This is a genomic window from Pseudorhodobacter wandonensis, from assembly GCF_001202035.1.
Classification (GTDB): domain Bacteria; phylum Pseudomonadota; class Alphaproteobacteria; order Rhodobacterales; family Rhodobacteraceae; genus Pseudorhodobacter; species Pseudorhodobacter wandonensis.
The window spans coordinates 1-25,900 of the sequence record NZ_LGHT01000019.1; the positions used below are offsets into that span (position 1 = coordinate 1).

A 25,900-nucleotide genomic window follows, 5' to 3' on the forward strand; every position below is an offset into this window, starting at 1 on the left:
TCTGCCCCTCCCCCAGACCCCCACCCCGAGGATATTTTTAGATAGATGATTGGGGTTAGAGGCGTTCAATCGCGATGGCGATGCCTTGGCCGCCGCCGATGCACATGGTGATAAGGGCGGTTTTGCCGCCTGTGCGGTCGAGTTCGTAAAGCGCCTTGACGGTGAGGATGGCCCCGGTTGCACCGACAGGGTGGCCCAGCGCGATGGCGCCGCCGTTGGGGTTGACGCGCGCAGGATTCAGACCGAGCGCGTTGGTGACGGCGAGAGCTTGGGCAGCGAAAGCCTCATTCGATTCAATCACGTCGAAATCATCGGGTTTCAGGCCGGTTTTTTGCATCAGGAGTTTGACTGCGGGGATGGGGCCGTAGCCCATGACATCGGGGCGCACGCCTGCGGTGGCATAGCCAAGAATGCGGGCGTGGGGATTGAGGCCCGCCTTTTCGGCTGCATCGGCGCGGGCAAGGATGAGGGCGGCGGCACCATCATTGATGCCCGAGGCGTTGCCTGCTGTGACGGTGCCGTCTTTCTTGAACACAGGGCGCAGGGCGGCAAGGGTTTCCAGAGTTGAGGGTTTGGGGTGTTCGTCGGTATCAAACAGCTGCGTGCCTTTGCGGGTCTTTACCTCATACGGGGCGATTTGATCGGTGAAATAGCCCGCTGCGATGGCATGTGCCGCGCGGAGTTGGCTGGTAACGGCAAAGGCGTCTTGGTCGGCGCGCGAAATATGCGATTCTGCGGCGACATTTTCGGCCGTTACCCCCATATGGCCCGTGCCAAAGGGGCAGGTGAGTGCGCCTGTCATCATATCCAGCGCCGATGCATCGCCCATTTTCTGGCCCCAGCGGGCGGCAGGCAGGATATGGGGGCTGCGGCTCATGCATTCGGCGCCACCGGCCAGTGCGAAATCGGCGTCGCCCAGCATCAGGGCTTGGGTCGCGGAAACGATGGCCTGCGCGCCAGAGCCGCAGAGGCGGTTCACGTTCATTGCCGGGGTGGTTTCGGGGATGCCTGCGCCTATTGCGGCCACGCGCGACAGATACATATCGCGTGGTTCGGTGTTGATCACATGGCCAAAGACGACTTGGCCGATGTGCTCCGGCGTAAGGCCCGCGCGGGCGATTGCAGCGCGGCTGACATGGGCGGCAAGATCGATCGGGGCGATGCCGGAAAGCGCGCCGCCAAAGGTGCCAATGGCTGTGCGGGCGCCGGACAGAATGACGATATCGGACATGGGGTGACCTTTCGGTTTATGGCTGTCAGGAGGGCGGAATACGGGCGCTGGTGTGTTGGCACATGATCTGGTCAAAGCAGATCATGGCATTGGCAGGCGCGTGCCAGTAAGCAAAAACCGTGATCATATCAGCCCCCTTTGCAAAGGTCAGACTGCATCGAAGGCACAAATATCACAAGCCGTTTGGCATGTGACGTTGCGCGATTTGTCAAAGGCATAACCGCCGCCCAGCAAGTCCGGGCGGCGCAAGGTTTTACAAAAAGCGGCGTGGCCCAACGCTGGTATCGCGCAGGGATTGGGCACCTGTTAGCAGGCGCCAAATATGAACCATCGTCAAAGTATCATCCGCCGTCACCCGGCGATGCGACCGGTCGCTGAGCTTCAGAATGCGTACACCGTCAATTATTTCTACAGACATCTTGGCACCTCAAATGACGCGCCCCCACTGGTTTAGAATTGCCTCGGACATCTTAACGAAAGCTTACCTTTCGGCGGGGCAGCGGTAAGATGGCGCGGGCAAATGCCTAAGATTTTCATCGAGACTGGCAAGGATTTCGCGCAAATTTGGTCAGAAGCAGGTGGCGGGCAAATGGTGTTCGACGTGGGGCAGTCTGCGCGCTAGGATATGAAAAAAGGGAGATGTCTAATGACCTATTTTGAAAGCTTTGTCGCCCCCGTGCCGCGGGATAAGCTGGACGACTATTTCGCGCTGGCTGCCAAAATGGCCCCGATGTGGAAGGCGCATGGCGCGCTGTCTGTTGTTGAAACGCGGCCCGAAAACGCGCCTGTGGGCAAGCTGACCTCTTTCCCGCAGGCGGTGCAATGTGGCGCGGGCGAAGTGCCGGTTTTTGGGTTTTTAACCTTTCGCGACCGTGCGCATCGTGACGAAGTGATGGAAAAGGCGATGGCCGACCCGTTGATGGGCGAGATGATGATGCAAGCACCGATGGATGGCAAACGCATGATCTTTGGTGGGTTCACTGCTGAAATTGAGTCGTAAAACCCTATGAACCGTGTTGTGCTGTTGGGTACCAAAGGCGGCCCGGCCATTCGGGCGGGCGGTGCTATGCCGACCTCTAGTTTGCTTGAACTGGACGGCAGGCGTGTGGTCGTCGATTGCGGTTTGGGTGTGACAAAGGGCTTGGTACAGGCTGGAATGGACCTGAAAACCCTTGACCTTATTTTTATCACCCATCTGCATTCTGACCATTTACTGGAGTTGGGGCCTCTAATCCACACGGCTTGGACAACGGGGCTGAACAGCCCAGTCACCGTTTACGGCCCACCGGGGATTAGGGATTATTGGGCGGGGTTCATGGGTTCGGTCGCCTATGACAACCGGATAAGGGTCTATGATGAAGGGCGCGTGCCACTGGACGAATTGGTCACCGTGCAGGTCTATGATGAGGGCGAGGTGATGGGCGCACCGCTGCGGGTGCAGGCCTTGCGCGTGCCACATCCGCCGATCAAGGACGCCTTTGCACTGCGGTTTGACGGCACAAAATCGGTGACCTTCAGTGGCGATACCACCTACTTCCCACCGCTTGCGGTGTTTGCACAAGGCTCGGACCTGCTGGTGCATGAGGCTTTGTTACCTGCGGGCGTAGAGACGGTTATTGCCCGCACCGGCCTTGGTGATAAACTGCGAAACCACCTTTATGCCTCGCATACCAAGGCCGAGGATGTCGGGCGCATTGCGCAGGCGGCGGGTGTGCGGCGATTGGTGCTGAACCACCTTGTGCCGGCGGATGACCCGACCATAGGCCCGCAAGACTGGCTTTCGCAGGTGGCCTTGGAATGGGATGGCAAGGCCGATGTTGGAACCGATGGGATGGAGATTTTGCTATGAAACTGATGCGGTCTTGGATGCAAAGCGCAAATGATCCGGAAACCGAATTTCCTTTGAACAACCTGCCCTACGGTGTTTTTTCGGTTGATGGCGATGAACCTCGCTGCGGCATTGCCATTGGCGATATGGTGCTGGACGTGGCCGCGATGGAGGCCGCAGGCCTGCTGCGCATCACAGATGATTTCGTGCTGGATGTGCCGTTCTGGAATGAGGTGATGGAACTGGGCCCCGAGGCGTGGAAGCGGCTGCGGGTGTTGTTGCTCGGCTTTCTGGGCGAGGGCGCCGAAAGCCAGGAGCAGGTCGCGAAATATATGATTCCGCAGGCGCGGGTGCGAATGCACATGCCGTTGCTGGTGGCCGAATATACCGATTTTTACGCCGGTATGCAGCACGCCAAAAACATGGGTTCAATTTTGCGCGGCTCGCCGGATTTGCCGGCGAACTGGTTGCATATTCCGATCGGATATAACGGGCGGGCGTCCTCGGTTGTGGTGTCGGGAACCGATATTCACCGGCCCTTGGGGCAAACCCGTGTTGCAGGTGCCGATGCGCCGCGCTTTGGCCCGACAGAACGACTTGATTTCGAGCTGGAGGTGGGCGCGATTGTCGGCACGGGGTCAGTGCTTGGCCAGCCGATCACGACGGCGCAGGCGGATAAGATGATCTTTGGCTTTGTACTGCTGAATGATTGGTCGGCGCGTGACATTCAGGCGTGGGAATACCAACCCCTTGGCCCGTTTCAAGGCAAGGCCTTTGGCACGACGATCAGCCCGTGGATTGTGCCAAAGGCGGCGTTAGAGCCGTTTCGTTGTGCCGAACCCGTGCGCGAGGTGCCGCTGCTGCCCTATCTGCATGAGAAAACCCAGGGGTTTTACAATGTCGCGCTTGAGGTGCAGATACAACCCGCCGACGCCCCCCGCGCCAGCACGATTGCGCGCACAAACTACAACCAAGTCTATTTCTCGGCCGCGCAACAACTGACACATCACGCGGTTTGTGGCTGTGAAATGAACCCCGGCGATTTGCTGGGCTCGGGCACGATATCAGGGCCCGCGCGGGATGCGTTCGGCTCGCTGATGGAACTGAGCTGGGCGGGTGAAGAGCCCATGACGCTGGACACAGGCGAGACGCGGAGCTTTGTCGAGGATGGCGACACGTTAACCTTGCGCGGCCATGCGCAGGGTGATGGGTATCGCGTGGGTTTTGGGCCATGTTCGGGACGTATTCTGCCCGCGCTACACATGCCGGGTTGGGCATGAGCGGCCTGTTTATCGCGCTATTGGGCGCGCAGGGTGTGGTCTTTGTGTTGTGGGCGATCCATGCGTTTCGCTGCCTGTTCAAGCTGCGGGCGCAAGTGGTGGCCGAGACAGGAATCCTGTGGCCCAGGCCTCGGGTAGCGCTGCGCAGCTTTGGCCGGTTTGCAGTGGCCCCTGCCTATCGGCGTGACCGATTGATCTTGATTGGTTTGACAGTGATCTTGTTTGCATTGATTGGCGCTGTGGCACTGGTATCGGGCCAAATCCCGCGTTAAAAGCCGCGATATGCGCCAAACATTGACCGAGATTTATGATAGCAAAGTGACCGAGGGCAGCCTGCGGGCAGACCCGGCACAACACGCGGTTTTGCCGGTGTTAGAGGCTTTGCGCGTCTGGGCCGAGGCGCAGGGCGAGCGCAAGACAGGCCTGCTTGCTGGCCTGTTTCGCAAAGAGGCACCCGCACCCAAAGGGCTGTACCTGTGGGGGGGCGTGGGGCGTGGCAAGTCGATGGTGATGGACCTGTTCATCGCCCATACCGACACACCCGCCAAGCGCCGTGTGCATTTTCATGCCTTTATGCAGGAAATCCATAAAGGTATGCACGAGGCCCGCAAACGCGGTGTTGATGACGCGCTGGAACCCGTTGCCGATGCGATTATCCGCGAGGTGCGGTTGCTGGCCTTTGACGAGATGCAGATCACCGATATTACCGATGCGATGATCGTTGGGCGCTTGTTTGAAAAGCTGTTCGCGGCGGGCGTGGTGGTGGTGACCACATCCAACCGCGTGCCAGAGGATTTGTACAAAGACGGGCTGAACCGTGCGCTGTTTTTGCCGTTTATCGACCTGCTGCGCGCGCAGATGCAGGTGGTGGCACTGGAAAGCCCGAATGATTACCGTCAGCACCGGTTAGAGGGCGCGCAGGTCTATTTTCACCCTGCGGGCAAGGCGCGGGATAAAATCGATGCGCTTTGGGCCGATTTGTCGGGCGGGGGTGCAGTGCCACTACGCCTGCCGGTAAACGGGCGCGAGGTGGAATTGCCGCGCTTTGCCAATGGGGTAGGGCGGGCAACGTTTTGGGACCTATGTGCCAAGCCGCTTGGCCCTGCCGACTATCTGGCAATTGCGCAGGCAGTGCGGGTGTTGGTGCTGGAGGATATTCCGCAGCTTTCTGCCAGCAATTACAATGAGGCGAAACGTTTTGTGACGCTGATCGACGCGCTCTATGAGGCGCGGGTGCGGCTTGTTGCGTCAGCGGCGGATGCGCCCGAGGGTTTGTATATTGAAGGCTCTGGCAGTTTTGAATTCGAGCGCACGGCAAGCCGGCTGCGGGAAATGCAGGCGCATGATTGGGGTCAATAGCGCCTGCTGATGTGGCAGAGCCTGCGGCACCGCAGCTTTGCGTCGCAAAGCGCGATAGGTATTTAGGCCAAGATGAAATCGGTGAGTGCGTAGCCTTGGATATACAGCAGCGCGGTCAGGTCACCGTGGTTGATGCGGATATCGCATTGGGCGGCGACGCTGGGTTTGGCATGTAGGGCCACGCCTGCACCGGCAAGGCCGAGCATCCCCAGATCATTCGCGCCGTCACCCACTGCGATGACATCGGCGGCAGTGATGCCCATTTCTGCGCTGATCTCGTTCAGCGCCTGCACCTTGGCCTCGCGCCCCAAAATCGGGTCGGCGACAGTGCCTGTCAGGTGGCCGTTTTCGATATGCAGCGTGTTGGCGCGGTTTTCATCAAAGCCAAGGGTGGCAGCGATGCGGCGTGTAAATTCTGTAAAGCCGCCAGAAACAAGGGCGGCGCGGGCGCCGTTGGCCTTCATCGTCGCCAGCAGGGCAGGGCCGCCGGGCATCAGGGTGATGCGGTTGGTGAAAACCTGTTCGATGACTTCTTCGGGCAGGCCCTTAAGCAGCGCCACGCGTTCGCGCAGGGCATCGTTGAAATCCAGCTCGCCATTCATCGCGCGGGCGGTGATGCCTGCGACATGCGCGCCCACGCCAGCCTCGGCGGCTAGCTCGTCAATGCACTCCTGCTGGATCATCGTGCTGTCCATATCGGCCAGCAGCAGGCGTTTGCGGCGGTTTGCCGTGGGCTGGATCACCAGATCAATGCCGAGGGCTTGCATCCCTTCCCACGCCTCCCAACGATTTGCGGGCATTGCGGGCAGCGCAAATTCGGCAGCAATCGCGGGGTTCAGCCATGTTGCATCGCCCCCACCCCATGCGTTGCGCAGGCTTTCCACGCTCGTGCGGTCAAGAACGGGGGTGTTGGGGTTCGTCAAAAGCGTGGCTGTGAACATGGATGTTTCCGATAGTGAACGGGGTTGTCGTTAAAACTGTCTGATGTGGCGCTTTACGACAATTTTCCCGCTTGTGCCAGCCATCCCGAAGGCGTAGATGCGGCAGTGGGACACCCTTCCCCAACGAAGGGCATTTATCTGTGAGGATACCACATGACTGGTACGACCCCTGCCAAGCGGCCTGCGAATCCACGATTCTCTTCGGGCCCCTGCGCCAAAATCCCTAATTATTCCCTCGACATGCTGGCTGACGCGCCTTTGGGCCGTTCGCACCGTGCAGCCGTTGGGAAATCCAAACTGGCCGAGGCGATTGACCTGACGGCCGAGATTCTTGGCCTTCCGACAGGCTACCGCGTGGGTATTGTCCCCGGTTCCGATACGGGCGCTGTTGAAATGGCGATGTGGTCACTGCTGGGCGCGCGGCCTGTTGAAATGCTGGCTTGGGAAAGCTTTGGCGAAGGCTGGGTGACCGATGTGGTCAAGCAGCTGAAGCTGGACGCCGTGGTGCGCAAAGCCCCCTATGGCGAGATCGTTGATTTTGCGGACGTTGATTTTGATAAAGACGTTGTGTTCACATGGAACGGCACGACATCGGGCGTGCGTTTGCCGAATGGCGATGCGATTCCTGCGAACCGTGACGGTCTGACGATTTGCGATGCAACCTCGGCCGCTTTTGCTATGGACCTGCCGTGGGACAAACTGGATGTTGTAACCTTCTCTTGGCAAAAAGTGCTGGGTGGCGAAGGCGCGCATGGCGTCATCGTTCTGTCGCCCCGCGCGGTTGAGCGGTTGGAAACCTATACCCCCGCATGGCCGCTGCCGAAAATTTTCCGCATGACGTCCAAGGGCAAGCTGATCGAAGGCATCTTTAAAGGTGAAACGATCAACACGCCGTCGATGCTGGCGGTTGAAGATTACCTTGTGTCGCTAAAATGGGCCAAGTCGATTGGCGGGCTGAAAGCGCTGATCGCGCGGGCCGATGCCAACGCATCCGCCGTGGCCGATTTCGTGGCCGCGCATGACTGGATCGAAAACCTTGCGGTTGATCCGGCGACGGCCTCGACAACATCCGTATGCCTGAAATTCGTTGATGCGCGCATCACCGATGGCGCTGCCTTTGCCAAAGCTGTTGCGAAACGCCTGGAAAAAGAAGGCGTGGCGCTGGATATCGGTGCCTACCGCGATGCGCCTGCCGGTCTGCGGATCTGGTGTGGTTCTACGGTGGAAACCGCCGATGTTGCGGCCCTGATGCCTTGGCTTGATTGGGCGTTCAACGCCGAAATCAACGCCCTTTAATTCGCAAGCGGTGGGGGAACACCCCCACCCTACGCCCCCCATTCTTATACATAGGAGCGCCTGACATGGCCCCCAAAGTCCTCGTATCCGATGAGCTTTCCGAAACCGCAGTGCAGATTTTCCGCGACCGCGGGATTGATGTGGATTTCATGCCCAAGCTGGGCAAAGACAAAGAAAAACTGGCCGAACTTATCGGCAACTATGATGGCCTTGCCATCCGCTCGGCCACCAAAGTGACCGCCAAGCTGTTGGAAAACACCGACCGTTTGAAAGTGATCGCCCGCGCAGGTATCGGCGTCGATAACGTCGATATTCCGGCCGCGTCGAAAAAAGGCGTGATCGTGATGAACACACCTTTCGGCAACTCGATCACCACAGCTGAACATGCGATTGCGATGATGTTCGCAACGGCGCGTCAATTGCCCGAGGCCAACGCCTCGACCCATGCCGGCAAATGGGAAAAGTCGCGCTTTATGGGTGTCGAGCTTTATAACAAAACCCTTGGTGTGATCGGCGCCGGCAATATCGGTGGCATCGTTTGCGATCGCGCGCTGGGCCTGCATATGAAAGTGGTCGCCTATGACCCCTTCCTGTCGGAAGAGCGTGCCAAGTCGATGGGTGTGACCAAGGTCGAGCTGGATGAACTGCTGGCCCGCGCCGATTTCATCACGCTGCACGTGCCGCTGACCGACAAAACCCGCAACATTCTGGACGCGACCAACCTTGCCAAAACCAAGCCCGGCGTGCGCATCATCAACTGTGCCCGTGGTGGTCTGGTCGATGAAGAGGCGCTGGCTGCCGCGCTGAAATCCGGCCACGTGGCCGGTGCGGCGTTTGACGTGTTTGCAGTAGAGCCCGCAACCGAAAGCCCGCTGTTCAACCTGCCCAACGTGGTTTGCACGCCGCACCTTGGCGCGTCCACCTCGGAAGCACAGGAAAACGTGGCGCTGCAAGTGGCCGAACAAATGTCGGATTACCTGCTGACAGGTGCCGTGCAAAACGCGCTGAACATGCCATCGGTTACCGCCGAAGAGGCTGCCGTTATGGGCCCATGGGTCAAACTGGCCGAACATCTTGGCGCTTTCGTCGGCCAAATGACGGATGAGCCGATCAAAGCAATCAACGTGCTCTATGACGGCCATGTCGCTGATATGAACCTTGCCGCGCTGAACTGCGCGACGATTGCAGGTATCATGAAGGCCACCAACCCCGATGTGAACATGGTGTCTGCGCCTGTCGTCGCCAAAGAGCGTGGCATCCAGATCGCCACCACACGTCAGGAAAAATCGGGCGCGTTTGATGCGTTTATCAAGCTGACCGTGGTGACTGACAAGCGCGAACGCTCCATCGCGGGCACCTGCTTTAGCGATGGCAAGCCGCGCTTTATCCAGATCAAAGGCATCAATATCGACGCCGAGATCGGCCAGCACATGCTTTATACCACCAACGCCGACGTTCCGGGTATCATCGGTCTGTTGGGGATGACCATGGGTAAGAACGGCGTCAACATCGCCAACTTTACTTTGGGTCGTTCGGGTGCGGGCAAAGAGGCCATCGCGATTTTGTATCTGGATCAAGCGATTGATCCGAAGGTGGTTGAACTTTTGGAAGGAACAGGCATGTTCGAACAGGTAAAACCTCTGGAATTCGATGTTGCCTAAACTGCCTTTTCGGCTTTCATTTCTATGGGATAACCCTGCGGGGCGCTGGTTGGTTCGCCACTGGTTCAAGGACCAGCCAGCATGGGGGGCATCGCCCCCCCTTCGCGTTTCAAAAGGCGATCAGATGCGTACCTATGCGATTGGCGACATTCACGGACATATGGACCTGCTGCGCGCCGCGCATGACCGTATCGCAGCCGATAAACAGGCCTGCGGTGATCAAGACGCCCCTATCGTGCATGTTGGTGATCTGGTTGACCGTGGCCCTGATAGCAAAACGGTGGTCGAGTATTTGTCCACAGGCATCGCCGCCGGTGAAAACTGGGTTGTGCTGAAAAGCAACCATGACCGGATGTTCACCGATTTTCTGACCGACCGTCACCACCAGGACCCCGAACTCAAGATCGAATATTCTTATCTGCATCCGCGCATCGGTGGCGGCACCACCTTGGCCTCTTACGGTGTGCCAAACGCCAGCGACCGCCCTTTGGCGCCGGTGCATGATGAGGCGGTGGCCCTTGTTCCCGCAGCGCATCGGGCGTTTCTGGAAAGCCGCCCCAATTTCTATGAGCGTGGCGATGTCATGTTCGTTCATGCCGGTGTGCGCCCCGGTATCGACATTGAAAACCAGACCGAGGATGACCTGCTGTGGATCCGCAACGGGTTTCTCGATTATCGCGGCCAGTTTCCCTGGCTTTTGGTGCATGGCCACACAGCGCTTGCAGCCCCTGTGAATTATGGAAACCGGGTCAACATAGACAGCTCTGCCGCCTATGGCGGGCCGTTGACCGCCGTTGTTATCGAAGGCCATGACGTGTTCGTGCTGACCGATGGCGGGCGTGTTCCCTTGCTTCCAACCCCAAAAGCGCCGATCCGCTAACCGGTTGCGCGTTTGCCACTGGGCTTGTCTGCCAAAGCACGGTATTTCAGCGCTACCATTTGTACAGGAGCAGACCATGGCCGCGACCTTTGTCTATTTCCGCTGGGCCTTCGGCTTTACCGCTGCCGGTTTGCTTTTGGCCTTTGGGCTTGGTTGGTCCTATTTCGGCACAATCGGCGGCGGGTTTGAATTTCTGCTGATCGGGTCGGTGCTGGCGGTGCTGGAAATCTCGCTGTCGTTCGACAATGCGATTGTGAATGCAAACAAGCTGCAAAACATGACCGAGGTCTGGCAAAAGCGCTTTTTGACATGGGGTATCATCATCGCAGTGTTTGGCATGCGGATTGTGTTTCCTTTGCTGATCGTTGTGGTCGCCGCCAAGCTTGGCCCGTGGGAGGCGCTGCATCTGGCAGCCACCCGCCCCGATGAATATGCCCGCATTGTCGCCGAGGCGCATATCGGCATCGCGTCATTTGGCGGCTCTTTTCTGATGATGGTCGCGTTAAACTATTTCTTTGACGAGGCCAAAGACGTGCATTGGATCGCCGTATTGGAACGCCAGATGGCCCGTTTTGCCAGTGTGCGCGGCATGGAAATCGCGCTGGTGCTTGCCGTCATGCTTGGGTTTTCACAAGTGCTACCCGAGGCCAAGCTGGGCGTGTTTTTGCTGGCGGGTCTTTCGGGCTTGCTGACCTTTCTCGCGGTTGAGGTCGTTGGCCATTTGCTGGATGCCAGTGATGAGGCCACGGATTTGGCTGCCAAAGGCGGGCTTGGCGCGTTTTTGTATCTGGAAGTGCTGGATGCGTCTTTCAGCTTTGACGGCGTGATCGGTGCCTTTGCCCTGACGCAAAACCTGTTTCTGATCGCCATCGGGCTGGGCATCGGTGCGATGTATGTGCGGTCGATGACCATCATGCTGGTCGAACGCAAAACCTTGGCCGAGTTTCGGTATTTAGAGCATGGCGCGTTTTGGTCTATTCTGATCCTGTCCGTTATTATGTTCGCGCAAACCCTGTTTCACATCCCCGAGGCAATTACCGGCCTGTTGGGGGCGGCTGTGATTGGGCTGTCACTGTGGTCTTCGCTTAAACACAGGCGCATCGCGGCTTTACCCTGACAGCTTTTTTACAGGCGCCCGCAAAATAGAGAAAGGGTTACCCATGCGGGTAACCCTTTCCGAGTTCCAAGGAGATGGGCCAGTTAGGGTCACAAGCCCAATCAGTCGTATGTTTTACAGGGCGTTACCCCACGCAAACACCTCGTCTGACTGTCCGGACACCTCTCTCCAACATCACTCTAGACACTGGATCACCTCCTTTCAAATACGTTGCCGATAGGGTTAGCCTGTCAGGTTTTTCGCATTTGTCAAAAGTTTTTAGATCACAGCTGGATGAAATTTTTGTATAATTAAACGAAATGGCACCAATGCAACAATTGCCAGCGCCAGCTTGACGCCAAAATCGGCAACCGCCAGCGATACCCACAGCGGCGCAGCAGGACCAACGCCCAACAGCGGAAGTGCTTCGTTCGCCCATGAAATGTCATTGCCCGGCTCGATCCAGATCAGCATCGTCGAAAATGCCACGGTAAAGAAAATCACCGTGTCAGCCGTTGCACCGACCAGCGTTGACGCAAGCGGCGCCCGCCACCAGCTGCCTGCCCGCAGCTTGTCAAAAATCGTTACGTCCAGCAATTGCGCCGTCAAAAACGCCAAGCCCGAGCCAAGCGCGATGCGCAAGGTCACCAGCGGCCCGAATTCGCCCATAATCTGCGTGCCGATGAATGAGCACAGCAAACCGACGACAAAACCCGCCAGAACCACGCGGCGTGCCGCAGACACACCGTAAAAGCGGTTCATCAGGTCGGTCACCAAAAAGGCAAAGGGATAGGTAAAGGCGCCCCAGGTCAGCCATTGGCCAAAAAGATGCTGCACAAGGATGTTCGAGGCCACAACAATGGCAGCCATGGCAAGAATGCCGGGGATCAGTGGTCGGGTCATTTGATATTTCCGTTTTATCAAGGTAGCGGATACTTGGCCCCCGATCATCGGGAACGGGCGGGCTTTACGCCTTGGCGTGCCGGTTTGTCAAGGAACGACGCGATATTCGACAATCTCTGTGCGCTGCACCCATAAGAAATTGTCGTCCGAAATCATGGTCAGCCGGATGGACCCCTTTGTATCACGCCAAACGCCCAGCCCTTCCAGATTGTCATGCGTACCGGCCGGGGTTTGAAATTCCAGCCGTTCATCACAAAATCCGGTCGGGCCAAGGGCAAAGCTGCGCACGCGGCTGGAAAAGCCGGTTAGACCATGAAAGCCGCGCTCTAGCAGGTAAAACCGCCCGTCTGGGCCAAAATCGGCACCCACAGCGTCAAACTCGGCGGTGCGCGGCAATGAAAGCGTTTGGTCCCATGTGCCGTGACGATAACGAAAGACAGGGAAAGCGCCCGCATCGCGCGGTACCTCTGGCAAGGTGTAAAGCACGCCAGCATCGTCAACGGCCAAGGCCTCAAGCGAGGCATTTCTAGACATCGACTTGAACGCAGGCGCGCGGACAAGATCCTTGCCACGCGCAGACAGGGATGAATACTGCATCACCCGCGCCGCGCCCTTGCCTTCAAAGCTGATGAAAGCCGTGCCATCGGGTGCAATGGCCAGCCCCTCGCTATCAGCGCGTGCTTTGTACAAAAGCCTGTTGTCATCATCCAGCAAAGGGGCAACGATCTCTGCAGATACGGCGCTGATATTGCCATCCGTGTCGCGCGTGATCGTGCCGCGGGTCCAACCGCCCCGGTCGCTTATCGTGGTAAAGGACAGGCCATCCGCTGCCAGCTCAATCCCCGAAAACCCGCCATGTGCAGGGTCTTGGCTGGTCCAGACAAAGCTGCTGATATAGTTCGGTGCCTTTAGCGGTGCTGCAGAGCCATCCAGCGCCGCAATCACCCCCAAATACGCGATCAGCGCGAGGCGAGTACGTTTTTGCATTGGTTCGGCAAGTCCGCCATTGTGTAGTCGCGCGGCCCACGCTTGCGCGGTGTCGGCTTTTTGGGTTTGGTCGAGGGTTTGGCTTTGGGCGGGTTCAGATAATCGGTCACCCACCATTGCAGGGTTTCATCACAGCCATTCCCGCCTTTGGACAATGTTGCAACGGTCGGTTTTTGGGTCTGGCAATTGCTTGCGCCGCTTGGGCATTTCAGCCGCACATGGAAATGCGTATCATGCCCGTAAATCGGCCGGATTTTCTGCAACCAAGGCGTATCCGACGCCTTTGCCGTTTTGCACATCTCAATCTTGACGGCCGCCGCAACAAAGATCCGGTCAACGCGGGCATCCGAGGCCGCAGCTTTCAGCAGCAGCGCATGGCTGCGGGTCCAGTTCTTGGTCACCGAGCGCTGGTCGCTGGACCGCACCGGAATAGACGAAATGCTTTCGCGTTGCGCGCGGCTTAACTTTAGGCTGCTTGGGGGCAGCATCCAGACATCGGCATCCAACCCGATCTGATGGCTAGAGTGGCCCGATGTCATCGGGCCGCCACGTGGCTGTGAAATATCTCCGATATACAGACCCTTCCAACCAACCTTTACCGCCTCTCGGCTCAGGTCCTGCAAATAGGCAATCATTTCTGGCTGGCCCCAGTTGCGACCGCGCGACAGCCGCATCGCCTGCCACGTCGGCCCGGTTTCCGGCAATTGCACTGCCCCCGCAGAACAGCCCTTGGCATAGGTGCCAATCGGCATCGGGTTCTGGTCTGACGCATCAGTTTTCGCGCCAAACAGCTTATTCGCCAATTGCTCGCCATAGCTTGCAATCGGGGCGGCACAGGCGGCGGTTACCAACAGGGCGGCAATCGGAAACTTAAAATTCAATAGGGCACCTTATGTTCTATCACCTTTGGGCTTTACCCATAGTAACAGGATTAAACCAATAATAAAAAGCCCGATAAGCGGGGTTATGCCGGCTTGCTGGCTGCCGAATACATCGGTCACAAGGCCAATCGACAATGGCGCGAGAAAAGATGTGGCCTTGCCCGACAGCGCATAAAGCCCGAAAACCTCGGTGATCCTGTCGGGGTGTGCCTGATATACCGTCATCGTCCGGCTGGCTGCTTGCAGCGCACCCCCTGCCGCGCCAATCACGGCACCCATAATGTAAAACGCGATATCCGGCAGCGGCGACCCCGCAGCCACCGTAAGGCCAAAGACCGTGGTTTCAGAGATTGTGATCACGCCAATCGCCACCAATGTCAGCACCAGCACGCAGACCGTAATCACCGGTTTGGGGCCGAAACGGCTGTCGGCTTTACCACCAAGCCACGCAAACACCGCACCGGTGACCGAGGCGAGGATGCCAAAGATCCCCACATTCACCACTGACCATTGCAGCACCCCGGCCGCATAAATCCCGCCAAACACATACATCCCGTTCAGCGCATCGCGGTAAAACATCGATGACCCCAAATGCGCGAACAGGCTGCGTTGGCGGGGCAGCGCACGCAAACTGACCAGTAACGCAGGCCATGCCGATTTGGCCGCTTGCAAAACGCCCATCCCTTTGGCGCGTACAGGTTCGCGCACCCTCAGAAAAAACGGCACCATGAAAACCGCATACCAAAGCGCCGTCAGCGGCCCGACCGACCGCGTGCCTTCACGCGCTGCCGCATCCAGCCCAAACAGCGGTGAAAGCCCGATCAGGGTTTTGCCATTCGACCCTTCGGCCAGAAACAGCAGCATGATAATCAGCGAAATCAACCCGCCCACATAGCCAAAGGCCCAGCCGGAACCCGAAATCCGGCCAATCTCGTCCTCGGTCCCTAAATCAGGCAGCATCGAGTTGGTGAAAATCGTCGCAAACTCCATCCCGATCATGCCAATGGCAAAGGACAGCATCACCAGCGTCAGGTTGAAATTATCAGGTGCCGCATACCACAGCCCCCATGCGCCCACGACATACATCACCGAAAACAGCCAGACGAAGCGCATCCGCCCGCCCGCCTTGTCGGCGATCACCCCCAAAAACGGTGCCAACACGGCGATAAACAGCCCGGCAAAGCCGATGCCATAGCCCCAAGCCGCCTGCGCGGCAGTGCCGTCACCCAGCAACTTGCTGATATAAGGGCCGAAAATAAAGGTAAGCAGCAGGGTGCTATAGGGCTGGCTTGCCCAATCGAAAAAGAACCAGCCCCAGATACGCTTCTTTGCCGATGTCATTTTGCACCCCATATTTTGCGTCGATCAAGCCCGAAACCGCCCGATTGCGCAAGACCTGACCGGTGCGGTGCCATCCCAACACCGGCCAAGGCGGGGTTTTTCCCAGATAACGCGGGGTTCAGCCCTTTTCAGGGGGCCAAGGGCGCTCGGCGTCGGCATCCACCCATTTCGCCACCCAATCCGGCAAGGCAGGGCTTTGCGGTGATTGCCCCAGTTGTTTCAACACCTCAACCGGCGCAATGATCCCTGATTTTGACGTGATGGCCGAACGCAGCAACATATGGCTGGTACAATCGCCATCCTTCCACATGCTCTGCTCGATATAGATGAACTTTTCATCCCAACCAACGCAGTGGCTGCGCATCTCTATCCGGTCAAACAACCGCACGCGGCGGCGATAGCGCGTGCTGGCCCCCGCCACGGTCAAACCCCAGCGGTTGCGCTTCAACACCTTATCCAGGCCTGCGCGCTGCCCCAAAGGCAAACGCCCCAGATCATACAGCGTCAGCGTGCGGCCGTTGTTCAGCTCGCGCCAGGGGTCAATATCTTGCGGCCAGCAGCGGTGGTGGCTGATATGCGTGCCCAGAATGGACAGAGCGGGGGCGTTGCGAAACTTCCACAACTCTTTGAACATGCGAATATAGGGGTACATCATGGGCTCCTTCGCTTTCCCGATGCCGCAGTGCGGCGCATTGGTCAAGCAAGACGCTGCGGAAAAGGTTGTGCTTTGGTGCCTAGGGCATTACCTATCTGCCAATCCCTATAGGCCGGAGCCGCCCGCATGACCTCTTTGTTTCAAATCCTGATGATGATCCTGCAAATCGCGCAATTTATCATCTTTGCCCATATCATCATGAGCTGGCTGATCAACTTTCAGGTGCTGAACCTGCGCCAACCGCTTGTCGCGCAAATCTGGGACGGGTTGAACCGCACGCTCGAACCTGTTTACAGCCGCGTCCGGTCATTCCTGCCACAAGGTATGGGCATCGATTTTGCCCCATTGGTTGTGCTGTTGGTGGTCTATGGCCTGCGTATCATCTTGGTAAACAACGCCGCCGTATTCTATTGATCTGAATGGCCAGCCCCGCCCCCACTCCGGCCGACCTTCTCGCCTCTGTCTTTGGTTTTTCCGAGTTCCGCCCCGGTCAGGCCGAAATCGTTGATGCCGTATTGGCAGGCCAGAACACTTTGGCGATTATGCCAACGGGGGGCGGTAAGTCCTTGTGTTTCCAACTGCCAGCGCTGTGCCGTGACGGGGTTACGGTTGTCATCTCGCCGCTGATCGCCTTGATGCGCGATCAGGTGCGCGCGCTAAAGGCCGCAGGGGTCGAGGCTGGCGCGCTGACTTCGGGCAACACGGACGAGGAAACCGAAGAGGTTTTCACCGCGCTGGACGAAGGCCGCCTGAAACTGCTGTACCTTGCGCCGGAACGGCTTGGCTCATCCGCAGCCGTGCAAATGCTGCGCCGCGTGGGTGTATCGGCAATCGCTGTGGATGAGGCGCATTGCGTATCGCAATGGGGCCATGATTTCCGCCCCGATTACCTGCGGATAGGCGAGCTGCGGCGTGCCCTGAACGTGCCCCTCGCCGCCTTTACCGCCACCGCCGATGAAGAAACCCGAGCCGAGATTATCACCCGCCTGTTTTATGGCGAAGCGCCCTCGACCTTCTTGCGCGGATTTGACCGCCCGAATATCCACCTTGCCTTTGCCGTCAAAGATAACCCGCGCAAACAAATCCTGGCCTTTGCCGCCGATCGCAAAGGCCAGTCGGGCATCGTCTATTGCGGCACCCGCGCCAAAACCGAAACCCTGTCGCAGGCGCTGCGCGAGGCGGGCCACCCCGCCACCGCCTATCACGGCGGCATGGATGCCGAGGACCGCCGCGCCACCGAGGCCCGCTTTCAACGCGAAGACGGGCTGATCGTGGTGGCCACAGTGGCCTTTGGTATGGGCATCGACAAACCCGATATCCGCTGGGTCGCCCATGCCGACCTGCCCAAATCGATTGAGGGCTATTATCAGGAAATCGGTCGTGCGGGCCGTGATAGCGCCCCTGCCGAAACCCTAACGCTGTACGGCCCCGATGATATCCGCCTGCGCCGCAGCCAGATTGATGAGGGGATGGCCCCGAATGACCGCAAAGATGCCGACCACGCCCGCCTGAACGCGCTGCTGGGGCTGGCCGAGGCGACAGGTTGCCGGCGTGAGGTGCTGCTGCGCTATTTCGGCGAAACGTCAAAACCCTGCGGCAATTGCGATATCTGCGACCGGCCTGCGCTGCTGTTCGATGCCACCGATGCCGTGCGCAAGGCGCTCTCGGCTATTCTGCGCACGGGTGAAAGCTTTGGCGCGGGCCATTTGATTGATATTCTGACCGGCAATGCCACCGCCAAAGTGGTGCAGCGCGGGCATGACCAATTGCCCACCTTTGCGGTTGGGCGCGATCTGTCCAAACCCGCATGGGGCGCGGTATTTCGGCAGATGATGGGCCGCGATTTGGTGCGCCCCGATACCGAACGCTATGGCGCCCTGCGCATGACCGAAGCCGCCCGCCCGATCTTGCGCGGCGAGGAAAACATCACCCTGCGCAAAGATACGATCGAGCAGGCCAGCTCTCGCCCAGCGGTAAAAACGCTGGTGTCCGAAGAAGACGCCCCCCTGATGTCGGCGCTAAAGGCCAAACGCCGCGCATTGGCCGAGGCGGCGCGCGTGCCGGCCTATGTGATTTTCCCCGACCGGACCTTGGTCGAAATGGTCGAACAAAAGCCCAGCACCCTGGATGACATGGCACGGATCAACGGGATTGGCGCGAAAAAGCTGGAAAGCTATGGTGCCGCGTTTCTGGCCGTAATCACAGGGGCAGGGGCCGAGCCACTGCACCCCCAACGCATGCGGCTGGCGGGCCGTGATGCCGGCGCTATCTTTGATCGGCTGGCCGAGGTGCAATTGCAGTTGCAACGCGGGCCGGACGGCATAGATAAGCCTTTGTCCTGTACCCAAACCACGCTGCGCCATATTGCCGAAAAACGCCCCGTATCGCTGGATGAAATTGACCGCATCCCCGGCATGGGCGGGCAAAAAACCGAGCGTTTTGGCGCAGCGTTTCTGGCAGCAATTGCCGCCGACTGACCCTGTAAGGTAAGAATAATCCAGATGCTGACAGTAATTTCCCCCGCCAAACGGCTTGATGATACCGCGGTTTTGCCCGCCGGACATACCGCAACCCGACCCACATTTTTGGCCGAGGCTGACATTCTGGCAGGCGTTGCGGGCAAGCTGACGGCGCCCAAACTGCGCAAACTGATGGATATTTCCGAGCCTTTGGCCAAACTGAACGTCGCGCGTTTCAAAGGGTTTGCCGAGGCCAAAACCCGCCCTGCCGCGCTGTTTTTCGCCGGTGATACCTATGCAGGGCTAGAGGCGAAAACGCTTGATCCCGATGCACTGCGCTGGGCGCAAGAGCATCTTCGTATACTGTCGGGGCTATCGGTGTGTTGCGGCCTTTGGATGGCATCAAGGCCTACCGTTTGGAAATGGGCAGCAAGCTGAAAAACCCGCGCGGCGCAGATTTATACGCCTTTTGGCGCGGGCAGGTGGCGGCGGCTTTGAACGAACAGGCGGCGCAGACGGGCGCGAAAGCCTTGGTCAATTGCGCCTCGATCGAGTATTTTGGCGCAGTCGATACCGCCGCGCTGACCGTTCCAGTCATCACGCCGACCTTCCTTGAGGATAAAAACGGCGAGGCCAAGATTGTCAGCTTTTATGCCAAGAAAGCCCGCGGCGCGATGGCGCGATTTATTGCCGAAAACCGTTTGACCGACCCCGACAGCCTGCGCGGCTTTGATGCGGGCGGCTATGCCTATGATGCGGCGCGCTCTGCGCCACTTGCGCCGGTGTTTATCCGCTCGGCCTAAAGCGTTTCGACTTAAACCTGAATCACATAACGCTGCCTGAAATCAAAGATTTCAACGCGTTATGCGATGTGAGCTGGGTCAAGTTAAAGTCGAAACGCTATAGTTTTGCGGCGGCGTTATTGGTCTTGGGCCAATAGCGCCTCAAGGCCCGCGCGGTAGTCGGGGTGGATAAGCTGTACGCCCAATTCCGATTTGATGCGGTCGTTTCGCACTCGTTTGCTTTCGGCATAAAAGCTGCGGGCCATCGGCGTCATGTCGGCGCTATCCCAGTTTTCTGCCGGCGGGATGGGCAGACCCAACAATTCAGCCGCATAGGCGATAACATCCTCGGGCGGGGCGGGGTCATCGTCGCAAACGTTATAGATCTGGCCCGCATCGGGCCGCGCGATCGAGGCAGCAAGGGTCTGCGCGATGTCATCGACATGAATGCGCGAAAACACCTGATTGGGTTTCAGGATACGGCGGGCGGTGCCATCGCGCACCTTGGCAAAAGGGCCACGGCCGGGGCCATAAATACCTGCCAGCCGGAAAATATGCAGCGGCAGGCCCAGCGCTTGCCATGCCTGTTCGGCCAGAACCCTGTGTTGGCCGCGCTTGGTACCGGGGGTCAGGGGCGTGTTCTCATCAACCCACTCGCCGTTGTGGTCGCCGTAAACGCCTGTGGTGGAAAGATAGCCGACCCACTCAAATGACGCGGCCGCGATTTCATCGCTATGCTGTGCCAACACCGGATCACCGCTTGCATCAGGCGCGATAGAGCAAAGCAGATGTGTGGCGCGGGCAAGTGCGGGCGCAAGCGGGGTACCGGGCCAGATCAGCGGCTCAACCCCGCTGTCCTGCAGCGCCTTGGCACTGGCGGCATCGCGAGTCGTGCCAATAATGTGCCAGCCTTGCGGCCCCAGCAATTTACCGAGCGCCTGCGCAGAATAACCGTGACCAAGTGACAGAAGCGTTTTCATGCCCGTGTTATCGGCGGCGCGGGCCTTTGGTGCAACTTGAATTTTGCCTGTCGCACGGCCGTGACCTTAAGGCGCGATAATTCAGGCTTGCGAAATGGCGCAAGAACGCTCTTAATGCCTGATCATTTTTGATAAGAAAAAGAAAAAGCAAATGAACAACGATAAGAAACTGCCTATATTGACCCCGCAGCACCCTGTCAGCGACAGCTTTACCTCGGCTGAACTGGCCGTTGACCGGCTAGAGGAATTGTATTCGGAGGCGACCGAATTTCTGGCGCAGCATTTCAGCGCCGCCGTAAGCGGGGGCAAGCCCGAAGGCCGCGTGCGCGCGCATTACCCCGAAATCCGTCTGACAACGACCAGCTTTACCAAAAGCGACAGCCGTCTGAGCTTTGGCCATGTGGCGCAACCCGGCACCTATTCGACCACGATCACCCGGCCTGATCTGTTTCGCAAATACCTGATCCAGCAGATTGACCTGTTGATGAAAAACCACAGCGTGACGGTAGAAATCGGGCCGTCGGATACGCCGATTCCGGTGCATTTCGCCGTCGCAGGCAAGCCCGAGGTTTCTATCCCGCAAGAGGGGGTTTTGAACTTTAGCCTGCGCGATGTGTTTGACGTGCCGGATTTGGCGACAACGAATGATGACATCGTGAATGGCACGCGAATTGCCCATGCCGACGGCTCTTTCCCTTTGGCACCGTTTACCGCGCAGCGCGTGGATTACAGCCTCGCCCGCTTGTCGCATTATACCGCAACCGACCCCGAGCATTTCCAAAACCATGTCTTGTTCACCAACTATCAGTTCTATGTTGAGGAATTCGAGGCTTTTGCCCGCGAGATGTTGGCAGATCCTGACAGCGGCTATACGGCCTTTGTCGGCACGGGGAACGCTATGTTGACGACAGCAGACGGCGCGATTCCTGTGCCGCTAAAGCTGCCGCAAATGCCGACCTATCATTTGAAACGCGCCGACGGGCAGGGGATCACGCTGGTCAATATCGGCGTTGGCCCCAGCAATGCCAAAACCGCGACCGACCATATCGCCGTGTTGCGGCCGCATGCGTGGATGATGGTGGGCCATTGCGCGGGCCTGCGCAACAGCCAGTCCTTGGGTGATTTCGTGCTGGCCCATGCCTATTTGCGCGAAGACCACGTGCTGGATGATGACTTGCCCGTCTGGGTGCCAATCCCCGCGCTGGCCGAAATTCAGATTGCGCTGGAAAGTGCGGTTGCCGATGTGACCCAACTGGAAGGGTATGAGCTGAAGCGGATCATGCGCACGGGCACAGTCGCCACAATCGACAACCGCAACTGGGAGTTGCGCGATCAATCCGGCCCGGTCAAACGGCTGTCGCAGTCACGTGCGATTGCGCTGGATATGGAAAGCGCCACGATTGCCGCCAATGGTTTCCGGTTCCGCGTGCCCTATGGCACCTTGCTCTGCGTGTCGGATAAGCCCTTGCATGGCGAGTTGAAGCTGCCTGGCATGGCCTCGGATTTCTACAAAACCCAAGTGGCACGGCACCTGAAAATCGGTATCCGCGCGATGGAGAGGTTGCGCGACATGCCGTTGGAACGCATCCACAGCCGCAAGTTGCGCAGCTTTGAGGAAACAGCATTCCTGTGACGGGGCCGGTATTCGGTGCCGTCTATAGGGAAAACCCGCCGAAAGCTGTGTGTTTGTTGGAATTTGCACTTGATTTAGACGCAAAAAACCTGTGTAGCGGGGCATCCGCCCCCGCGGGCAACTACGGCCCTGATAAATGAAGGGGCAAGACAATGGAGACAGGACTTATGAACAAGCCAATGACCAAGACGCAGTTGATTGCAGCGCTGGCCGAAGAAATGGGCGCAGACAAGAAAACCGCAACCACAGCTCTCGAAGCTGTTGCGGCGCTGGTTACCCGTGAAGTGGCTGCCGGTGGCGCGATCACTCTGCCAGGCCTCGGCAAAATGGCTTGCCGCGCACGCCCCGAGCGTCAGGTGCGTAACCCTGCAACGGGCGAAACCATGACCAAAGCAGCCGACAAGCAGGTGAAATTCACCATCGCCAAGGCATTGAAGGATTCGGTCAACGACTGATCCAGACTTTCGGCTTTGCCAAAGTTTACGGGCTGCCCCAGTATTGGGGTGGCCTTTTTTGTTGCCGTGGGGTTTGGTGGCGAAAATAGGATCACTTACATGCCGAACAAAGATTATGCCCTCGCCATGGCCCGCTATAACCTGTGGCAGAATGAAAACCTGATCGCGGCAGCCAGTGGCTTGGATGATGCCGCGCGGCGCCTTGACCGTGGGGCGTTCTTTGGCTCGATTGAGAATACCTTTGCGCATGTGCTGTGGGGCGACCAGATGTGGCTGCACCGTTTCGCAAACACTGGCCTGCCTGCGGCTACAACCATTGCCGGATCGGCCGATATGGGCATCGGCTGGCAGGCGTTCTGCACAGCGCGGGCCGCCTTTGATGCGCAGATTCTGGACTGGGCGCATAGCGTGGACCCGATGTGGTTTGACGGCGATCTGACGTGGTTTTCCGGCGGCTTGGGGCGGGATGTAACCAAGCCCAAGCAACTGTTGGTTTTGCAGCTGTTCAACCACCAGACCCACCATCGCGGGCAAATCCACGCCATGCTGACAGCGGCAGGGGCAAAGCCCGGCGATACCGATATCGCCATCATGCCCACCCGATTTGAGGCGATGTAACCGGCTATGGACCTGCGCGCGATATTCATGGGGCTGGCCTTTGCGCTGATGTGGTCCTCGGCCTTTACCTCGGCGCGGATGATCGTGGCCGATGCGCCGCCGCTAACGGCACTGGCATTGCGGTTCTTGGTCTCGGGGTTGATCGGGGTCGCCATTGCGGCGGCACTGGGCCAGACCGCGCGGCTGACCCGTGGCCAGTGGCGGGCAACGATCATCTTTGGCATTTGCCAGAACACGCTGTATCTCGGGCTTAATTTTGTCGCGATGCAATGGGTCGAGGCATCACTGGCTGCCATCGTGGCATCTACCATGCCCTTGCTGGTGGCGCTGGGCGGCTGGCTGATCTACCGCGAAAAGCTGCGGCCTTTGGGCTATGCTGGGTTGATTGCGGGTGTGATAGGCGTGGCAATCATCATGGGCCACCGGATATCTGACGGCGTAGACCTGACGGGCCTGTTGCTTTGTGGCATCGGCGCATTGGCGCTGGCCTTTGCAACCTTGGTCATGCGCGGCACAGGCGGCGGCGGCAACCTGCTGATGGTTGTGGGCTTGCAGATGCTGGTGGGGGCAGCCCTGCTGGCGGTCGCCGCCTTCGCGCTGGAAAGCTGGGATGTCAACTGGACCCCGCGGCTGGGCCTTGCCTTTGCCTACACGACTTTGGTGCCGGGCTTGCTGGCGACATGGCTGTGGTTCACACTGGTCGCGCGCATTGGCGCAGTACGGGCGGCGGCGTTTCACTTCCTCAACCCGTTTTTCGGCGTGCTTGTGGCCTCGCTTTTGCTGGGGGAAAGCCTGACACTCTGGGATGTGGCAGGTGTGGTTGTCATCACCATCGGCATTCTGGCGGTGCAACTGGCCCGCGTGCAACGGGCCAGCGCAGGTTAGGCCGCGTCCAATGCTTTGGTGCGCTGGTTTGCAGGCCGCGCCGTGCAGCGTACCACCCAATCCTTGATTTGCGGATCATCGGGCAGCATCTCGGCAAACCACGCATAGGGCGAATGAACCAACAGGTCCGCCGCCGAATAGGTATCGCCCAGCAACCAAGGCCCCTTTTTCAGCGCGGTTTGAATGCGGGCAACCGCCGCCGCATGATCGCGAAACGTGTTGGCAAGGCCGGGGTGATCCAACCCCAAAGCCGCAAAAACGATGACCGGCTCCATCACCGAGCCGTACCAGTACATCCACGTCAGGAATTCGCCACGCTTGGGGTCGCCGATCTTGGGCGAGATCGTGTTGGGAAACAGTTCCAACAAGTACAGCATGATCGCGCCGGTTTCCGAAACCAGCGTGCCGTCATGGTCCAGCAGCGGCACTTTACCTTCGGGATGCGGGTTCATCGGGTCGCGCGCGCCAGTGCCATCGCGGCGCGGAATGTTGACGCGTTTCACCGTGATTTTGTCATTGATCCCCAACTCATCAATCAGGGTCAGGATGCGCGAGGACCGCGAAGGGGCAGCGTGATAGACGGTTAGCATGGGATCTCCTTTGTGCTTTGTGATGAAGGTGGTATAGCACGAATACCCTGTCAAAAACCGTCAGTATGTTATGGCCCGATCAGATCGTTTGTTTCGCTTGATGGATGCCCTGCGCCGCTTGCCGCCCCCCGTCACAGCGGCGCGCTTGGCCGACGAAACCGGCGTGTCACCCCGCACGCTCTACCGCGATATTGAAACCTTGCGGGCAGGCGGCGCCTTGATCGATGGCGCCTCCGGTTATGGCTATACCCTGACCGAAGACCCGGCTCTGCCGCCGCAAATGTTCACGCAGCTAGAGGTCGAAGCACTGGTGCTGGGCTTGGCCGAGGTGCGCATGGCGGGCGACCCCGCGCTGGTGCAGGCAGCCGAATCGGCGCTGGCCAAGATTACGGCGACCCTGCCCGAAAGGGTGCAACGGCAGGCGGTGCATGCGGTACAACAAACCTACCGCTTTGAACGCAGACCAGCGGCCCCTGCGTCGCTGGCCTTGGTCCGGCAGGCCTGCTGGGATGAGGCCGCACTTGAAATCACCTATACCGACAATGCAGGCGCTACGACAACGCGACAGATCTGGCCGCTGTCTGTGGTGTTTCTGGACCGTACGCTGATGCTTTTGGCATGGTGCTGCCTGCGCCAGGGCTTTCGCAAGTTTCAACTGCACCAGATTGCCGAGGCAACGTTAACCGGCGACAGCTTTCGCCCGCGTCGGGTGGCAATGTTGCGTGATTTTCTGGATCAGATGCGCACAGAGCGGCGCCAATACCAAACCGCCTTGGGCGCACCGCCCGAACGGTAAGGCAGGTCAGTTCAGCTGAAACTGCAGCGGATAGCGCCCGTCTTCAAAGGCACCAAACATTTCTGCCAAATCCGGATGCTCAACCGGTTCGCCGGTTTCATCCGGCATCAGGTTCTGCTCGGACACATAGGCCACGTAATAGCTTTGGTCATTCTCGGCCAGCAGATGGTAAAAAGGCTGATCCTTGTTCGGTCGGCTGTCCTCGGGGATGTTCTCATACCATTCATCGGTATTGGAAAACATCGCGTCCACGTCAAAAACCACCCCGCGAAAGGGATGCTTGCGATGGCGTAGAACCTGGCCCAAATGATATTTCGCGCGCGTTTTCAGCATGTGTTGCATCCCTAACATTTGATTAGTACT

Annotated in this window: 27 protein-coding genes and 1 pseudogene; 17 read left to right on the forward strand and 11 right to left on the reverse strand. The window is 58.7% G+C overall.

What is annotated here, in order from left to right:
• Positions 1-55: 55 nt before the first annotated feature.
• Both AKU79_RS02440 and AKU79_RS19160 read right to left on the reverse strand, forming a co-directional pair.
• A complete protein-coding gene (locus AKU79_RS02440; protein WP_050522004.1) occupies positions 56-1,231 on the reverse strand; it encodes an acetyl-CoA C-acyltransferase family protein in 1,176 nt (391 codons plus the stop codon).
• A 253-nt stretch (positions 1,232-1,484) separates the two neighbouring features.
• Entirely contained in the window at positions 1,485-1,649 is a 165-nt protein-coding gene (locus AKU79_RS19160; protein WP_156209408.1) for a hypothetical protein, read from the reverse strand.
• A 228-nt stretch (positions 1,650-1,877) separates the two neighbouring features.
• Here AKU79_RS19160 and AKU79_RS02445 point away from each other — a divergent pair, with 228 nt between their 5' ends.
• The 5 genes from AKU79_RS02445 to zapE are packed head-to-tail and all read left to right on the forward strand — an operon-like array spanning position 1,878 to position 5,698.
• Positions 1,878-2,231 carry a DUF1428 domain-containing protein gene (locus AKU79_RS02445; protein ID WP_050522005.1) on the forward strand — a complete coding sequence of 118 codons (354 nt, stop codon included), beginning with the start codon at positions 1,878-1,880 and terminating at the stop codon, positions 2,229-2,231.
• Positions 2,232-2,237: 6 nt separating this feature from the next.
• A complete protein-coding gene (locus AKU79_RS02450) occupies positions 2,238-3,080 on the forward strand; it encodes an MBL fold metallo-hydrolase (protein WP_050522006.1) in 843 nt (280 codons plus the stop codon).
• On the forward strand, positions 3,077-4,339 hold the full coding sequence (gene fahA / locus AKU79_RS02455) for a fumarylacetoacetase (RefSeq protein ID WP_050522007.1): 1,263 nt from the start codon (positions 3,077-3,079) through the stop codon (positions 4,337-4,339). The genes AKU79_RS02450 and fahA overlap by 4 nt, the downstream gene beginning before the upstream one ends.
• Positions 4,336-4,611 carry a hypothetical protein gene (locus AKU79_RS02460; RefSeq protein WP_050522008.1) on the forward strand — a complete coding sequence of 92 codons (276 nt, stop codon included), beginning with the start codon at positions 4,336-4,338 and terminating at the stop codon, positions 4,609-4,611. Before fahA ends, AKU79_RS02460 begins: the two co-directional genes overlap by 4 nt.
• Before the next feature lie 10 nt (positions 4,612-4,621).
• Complete coding sequence (gene zapE, locus AKU79_RS02465; RefSeq protein ID WP_050522009.1) at positions 4,622-5,698, forward strand: cell division protein ZapE; 1,077 nt, start codon at positions 4,622-4,624, stop codon at positions 5,696-5,698.
• A gap of 62 nt (positions 5,699-5,760) precedes the next feature.
• On the opposite strand, the gene serB is transcribed toward zapE, so the two are convergent.
• On the reverse strand, positions 5,761-6,639 hold the full coding sequence (serB, locus tag AKU79_RS02470) for a phosphoserine phosphatase SerB (RefSeq protein ID WP_050522010.1): 879 nt from the start codon (positions 6,637-6,639) through the stop codon (positions 5,761-5,763).
• A gap of 153 nt (positions 6,640-6,792) precedes the next feature.
• Between serB and AKU79_RS02475 the strand changes: the two genes are divergently transcribed.
• From AKU79_RS02475 to AKU79_RS02490, 4 genes are all read left to right on the forward strand, one after another.
• Positions 6,793-7,935, forward strand: a complete 1,143-nt coding sequence (locus AKU79_RS02475) for a phosphoserine transaminase (protein ID WP_050522011.1) — start codon at positions 6,793-6,795, stop codon at positions 7,933-7,935.
• Between the two features lie 65 nt (positions 7,936-8,000).
• Positions 8,001-9,596 carry a phosphoglycerate dehydrogenase gene (gene serA, locus AKU79_RS02480; protein WP_050522012.1) on the forward strand — a complete coding sequence of 532 codons (1,596 nt, stop codon included), beginning with the start codon at positions 8,001-8,003 and terminating at the stop codon, positions 9,594-9,596.
• Positions 9,597-9,720: 124 nt separating this feature from the next.
• Positions 9,721-10,476, forward strand: coding sequence for a metallophosphoesterase (locus tag AKU79_RS02485; protein WP_050522048.1), 756 nt, complete (start codon positions 9,721-9,723; stop codon positions 10,474-10,476).
• 76 nt (positions 10,477-10,552) lie between these two features.
• The gene (locus AKU79_RS02490; protein WP_050522013.1) at positions 10,553-11,593 is read left to right on the forward strand and encodes a DUF475 domain-containing protein; all 1,041 of its coding nucleotides are present in this window, start codon (positions 10,553-10,555) and stop codon (positions 11,591-11,593) included.
• A 258-nt stretch (positions 11,594-11,851) separates the two neighbouring features.
• Here AKU79_RS02490 and AKU79_RS02495 read toward each other — a convergent pair whose 3' ends face one another.
• The 5 genes from AKU79_RS02495 to AKU79_RS02515 form a co-directional block, all read right to left on the reverse strand.
• Positions 11,852-12,475, reverse strand: coding sequence for a queuosine precursor transporter (locus AKU79_RS02495; RefSeq protein WP_050522049.1), 624 nt, complete (start codon positions 12,473-12,475; stop codon positions 11,852-11,854).
• 87 nt (positions 12,476-12,562) lie between these two features.
• The gene (locus AKU79_RS02500) at positions 12,563-13,462 is read right to left on the reverse strand and encodes an esterase-like activity of phytase family protein (RefSeq protein WP_050522014.1); all 900 of its coding nucleotides are present in this window, start codon (positions 13,460-13,462) and stop codon (positions 12,563-12,565) included.
• Complete coding sequence (gene mepA / locus AKU79_RS02505; RefSeq protein ID WP_050522050.1) at positions 13,435-14,316, reverse strand: penicillin-insensitive murein endopeptidase; 882 nt, start codon at positions 14,314-14,316, stop codon at positions 13,435-13,437. Before mepA ends, AKU79_RS02500 begins: the two co-directional genes overlap by 28 nt.
• 36 nt (positions 14,317-14,352) lie before the next feature.
• On the reverse strand, positions 14,353-15,684 hold the full coding sequence (locus AKU79_RS02510; protein ID WP_050522051.1) for an MFS transporter: 1,332 nt from the start codon (positions 15,682-15,684) through the stop codon (positions 14,353-14,355).
• Between the two features lie 118 nt (positions 15,685-15,802).
• Positions 15,803-16,336 (reverse strand): acyl-CoA thioesterase, encoded by a 534-nt coding sequence (locus AKU79_RS02515; protein WP_050522052.1) that lies wholly within the window; start codon positions 16,334-16,336, stop codon positions 15,803-15,805.
• 129 nt (positions 16,337-16,465) lie between these two features.
• On the opposite strand from AKU79_RS02515, the gene AKU79_RS02520 reads away from it, so the two are divergent.
• The 3 genes and pseudogenes from AKU79_RS02520 to yaaA all read left to right on the forward strand — a co-directional run bounded on the left by AKU79_RS02520 (position 16,466) and on the right by yaaA (position 19,601).
• Positions 16,466-16,753 carry a YggT family protein gene (locus tag AKU79_RS02520; RefSeq protein ID WP_050522015.1) on the forward strand — a complete coding sequence of 96 codons (288 nt, stop codon included), beginning with the start codon at positions 16,466-16,468 and terminating at the stop codon, positions 16,751-16,753.
• 5 nt (positions 16,754-16,758) lie between these two features.
• On the forward strand, positions 16,759-18,816 hold the full coding sequence (recQ, locus tag AKU79_RS02525) for a DNA helicase RecQ (RefSeq protein WP_050522016.1): 2,058 nt from the start codon (positions 16,759-16,761) through the stop codon (positions 18,814-18,816).
• 24 nt (positions 18,817-18,840) lie between these two features.
• Positions 18,841-19,601: pseudogene (gene yaaA, locus AKU79_RS02530) on the forward strand (peroxide stress protein YaaA).
• A gap of 116 nt (positions 19,602-19,717) precedes the next feature.
• Here yaaA and AKU79_RS02535 read toward each other — a convergent pair.
• Positions 19,718-20,560 (reverse strand): SDR family oxidoreductase, encoded by an 843-nt coding sequence (locus tag AKU79_RS02535; RefSeq protein ID WP_050522017.1) that lies wholly within the window; start codon positions 20,558-20,560, stop codon positions 19,718-19,720.
• A 151-nt stretch (positions 20,561-20,711) separates the two neighbouring features.
• Between AKU79_RS02535 and AKU79_RS02540 the strand changes: the two genes are divergently transcribed.
• The 4 genes from AKU79_RS02540 (at position 20,712) to AKU79_RS02555 (ending at position 24,151) form a co-directional block, all read left to right on the forward strand.
• Positions 20,712-22,193 carry an AMP nucleosidase gene (locus AKU79_RS02540; protein WP_050522018.1) on the forward strand — a complete coding sequence of 494 codons (1,482 nt, stop codon included), beginning with the start codon at positions 20,712-20,714 and terminating at the stop codon, positions 22,191-22,193.
• A 167-nt stretch (positions 22,194-22,360) separates the two neighbouring features.
• The gene (locus tag AKU79_RS02545) at positions 22,361-22,648 is read left to right on the forward strand and encodes an HU family DNA-binding protein (protein ID WP_050522019.1); all 288 of its coding nucleotides are present in this window, start codon (positions 22,361-22,363) and stop codon (positions 22,646-22,648) included.
• A gap of 99 nt (positions 22,649-22,747) precedes the next feature.
• Positions 22,748-23,266, forward strand: coding sequence for a DinB family protein (locus AKU79_RS02550; protein WP_050522053.1), 519 nt, complete (start codon positions 22,748-22,750; stop codon positions 23,264-23,266).
• A gap of 6 nt (positions 23,267-23,272) precedes the next feature.
• Positions 23,273-24,151, forward strand: a complete 879-nt coding sequence (locus AKU79_RS02555) for a DMT family transporter (RefSeq protein ID WP_050522020.1) — start codon at positions 23,273-23,275, stop codon at positions 24,149-24,151.
• On the opposite strand, the gene AKU79_RS02560 is transcribed toward AKU79_RS02555, so the two are convergent.
• Positions 24,148-24,741 (reverse strand): glutathione S-transferase family protein, encoded by a 594-nt coding sequence (locus AKU79_RS02560; protein WP_050522021.1) that lies wholly within the window; start codon positions 24,739-24,741, stop codon positions 24,148-24,150. The genes AKU79_RS02555 and AKU79_RS02560 overlap by 4 nt on opposite strands.
• 70 nt (positions 24,742-24,811) lie before the next feature.
• On the opposite strand from AKU79_RS02560, the gene AKU79_RS02565 reads away from it, so the two are divergent.
• The gene (locus AKU79_RS02565) at positions 24,812-25,537 is read left to right on the forward strand and encodes a helix-turn-helix transcriptional regulator (RefSeq protein WP_050522022.1); all 726 of its coding nucleotides are present in this window, start codon (positions 24,812-24,814) and stop codon (positions 25,535-25,537) included.
• A gap of 6 nt (positions 25,538-25,543) precedes the next feature.
• Here AKU79_RS02565 and hspQ read toward each other — a convergent pair whose 3' ends face one another.
• Positions 25,544-25,870: a heat shock protein HspQ gene (hspQ, locus tag AKU79_RS02570; protein WP_050522023.1), complete on the reverse strand. Its 327-nt coding sequence runs from the start codon at positions 25,868-25,870 to the stop codon at positions 25,544-25,546.
• Between the last annotated feature and the right edge of the window lie 30 nt (positions 25,871-25,900).

What these genes read in the sequence shown, in the direction of transcription:
- fahA (WP_050522007.1), top strand. Translation starts at nt 3,077, where the DNA reads ATGAAACTGATGCGGTCTTGGATGCAAAGCGCAAATGATCCGGAAACC.
- AKU79_RS02535 (WP_050522017.1), bottom strand. Translation starts at nt 20,560, where the DNA reads ATGAAAACGCTTCTGTCACTTGGTCACGGTTATTCTGCGCAGGCGCTC.
- recQ (WP_050522016.1), top strand. Translation starts at nt 16,759, where the DNA reads ATGGCCAGCCCCGCCCCCACTCCGGCCGACCTTCTCGCCTCTGTCTTT.
- AKU79_RS02565 (WP_050522022.1), top strand. Translation starts at nt 24,812, where the DNA reads ATGGCCCGATCAGATCGTTTGTTTCGCTTGATGGATGCCCTGCGCCGC.
- AKU79_RS02510 (WP_050522051.1), bottom strand. Translation starts at nt 15,684, where the DNA reads ATGACATCGGCAAAGAAGCGTATCTGGGGCTGGTTCTTTTTCGATTGG.
- AKU79_RS02460 (WP_050522008.1), top strand. Translation starts at nt 4,336, where the DNA reads ATGAGCGGCCTGTTTATCGCGCTATTGGGCGCGCAGGGTGTGGTCTTT.
- AKU79_RS02485 (WP_050522048.1), top strand. Translation starts at nt 9,721, where the DNA reads ATGCGTACCTATGCGATTGGCGACATTCACGGACATATGGACCTGCTG.
- AKU79_RS02440 (WP_050522004.1), bottom strand. Translation starts at nt 1,231, where the DNA reads ATGTCCGATATCGTCATTCTGTCCGGCGCCCGCACAGCCATTGGCACC.
- zapE (WP_050522009.1), top strand. Translation starts at nt 4,622, where the DNA reads ATGCGCCAAACATTGACCGAGATTTATGATAGCAAAGTGACCGAGGGC.
- hspQ (WP_050522023.1), bottom strand. Translation starts at nt 25,870, where the DNA reads ATGCTGAAAACGCGCGCGAAATATCATTTGGGCCAGGTTCTACGCCAT.
- AKU79_RS02450 (WP_050522006.1), top strand. Translation starts at nt 2,238, where the DNA reads ATGAACCGTGTTGTGCTGTTGGGTACCAAAGGCGGCCCGGCCATTCGG.
- AKU79_RS02520 (WP_050522015.1), top strand. Translation starts at nt 16,466, where the DNA reads ATGACCTCTTTGTTTCAAATCCTGATGATGATCCTGCAAATCGCGCAA.
- AKU79_RS02500 (WP_050522014.1), bottom strand. Translation starts at nt 13,462, where the DNA reads ATGCAAAAACGTACTCGCCTCGCGCTGATCGCGTATTTGGGGGTGATT.
- serB (WP_050522010.1), bottom strand. Translation starts at nt 6,639, where the DNA reads ATGTTCACAGCCACGCTTTTGACGAACCCCAACACCCCCGTTCTTGAC.
- AKU79_RS02495 (WP_050522049.1), bottom strand. Translation starts at nt 12,475, where the DNA reads ATGACCCGACCACTGATCCCCGGCATTCTTGCCATGGCTGCCATTGTT.
- AKU79_RS02475 (WP_050522011.1), top strand. Translation starts at nt 6,793, where the DNA reads ATGACTGGTACGACCCCTGCCAAGCGGCCTGCGAATCCACGATTCTCT.
- serA (WP_050522012.1), top strand. Translation starts at nt 8,001, where the DNA reads ATGGCCCCCAAAGTCCTCGTATCCGATGAGCTTTCCGAAACCGCAGTG.
- AKU79_RS02560 (WP_050522021.1), bottom strand. Translation starts at nt 24,741, where the DNA reads ATGCTAACCGTCTATCACGCTGCCCCTTCGCGGTCCTCGCGCATCCTG.
- AKU79_RS19160 (WP_156209408.1), bottom strand. Translation starts at nt 1,649, where the DNA reads ATGTCTGTAGAAATAATTGACGGTGTACGCATTCTGAAGCTCAGCGAC.
- AKU79_RS02555 (WP_050522020.1), top strand. Translation starts at nt 23,273, where the DNA reads ATGGACCTGCGCGCGATATTCATGGGGCTGGCCTTTGCGCTGATGTGG.
- AKU79_RS02445 (WP_050522005.1), top strand. Translation starts at nt 1,878, where the DNA reads ATGACCTATTTTGAAAGCTTTGTCGCCCCCGTGCCGCGGGATAAGCTG.
- AKU79_RS02515 (WP_050522052.1), bottom strand. Translation starts at nt 16,336, where the DNA reads ATGTACCCCTATATTCGCATGTTCAAAGAGTTGTGGAAGTTTCGCAAC.
- AKU79_RS02490 (WP_050522013.1), top strand. Translation starts at nt 10,553, where the DNA reads ATGGCCGCGACCTTTGTCTATTTCCGCTGGGCCTTCGGCTTTACCGCT.
- AKU79_RS02550 (WP_050522053.1), top strand. Translation starts at nt 22,748, where the DNA reads ATGCCGAACAAAGATTATGCCCTCGCCATGGCCCGCTATAACCTGTGG.
- AKU79_RS02540 (WP_050522018.1), top strand. Translation starts at nt 20,712, where the DNA reads ATGAACAACGATAAGAAACTGCCTATATTGACCCCGCAGCACCCTGTC.
- AKU79_RS02545 (WP_050522019.1), top strand. Translation starts at nt 22,361, where the DNA reads ATGAACAAGCCAATGACCAAGACGCAGTTGATTGCAGCGCTGGCCGAA.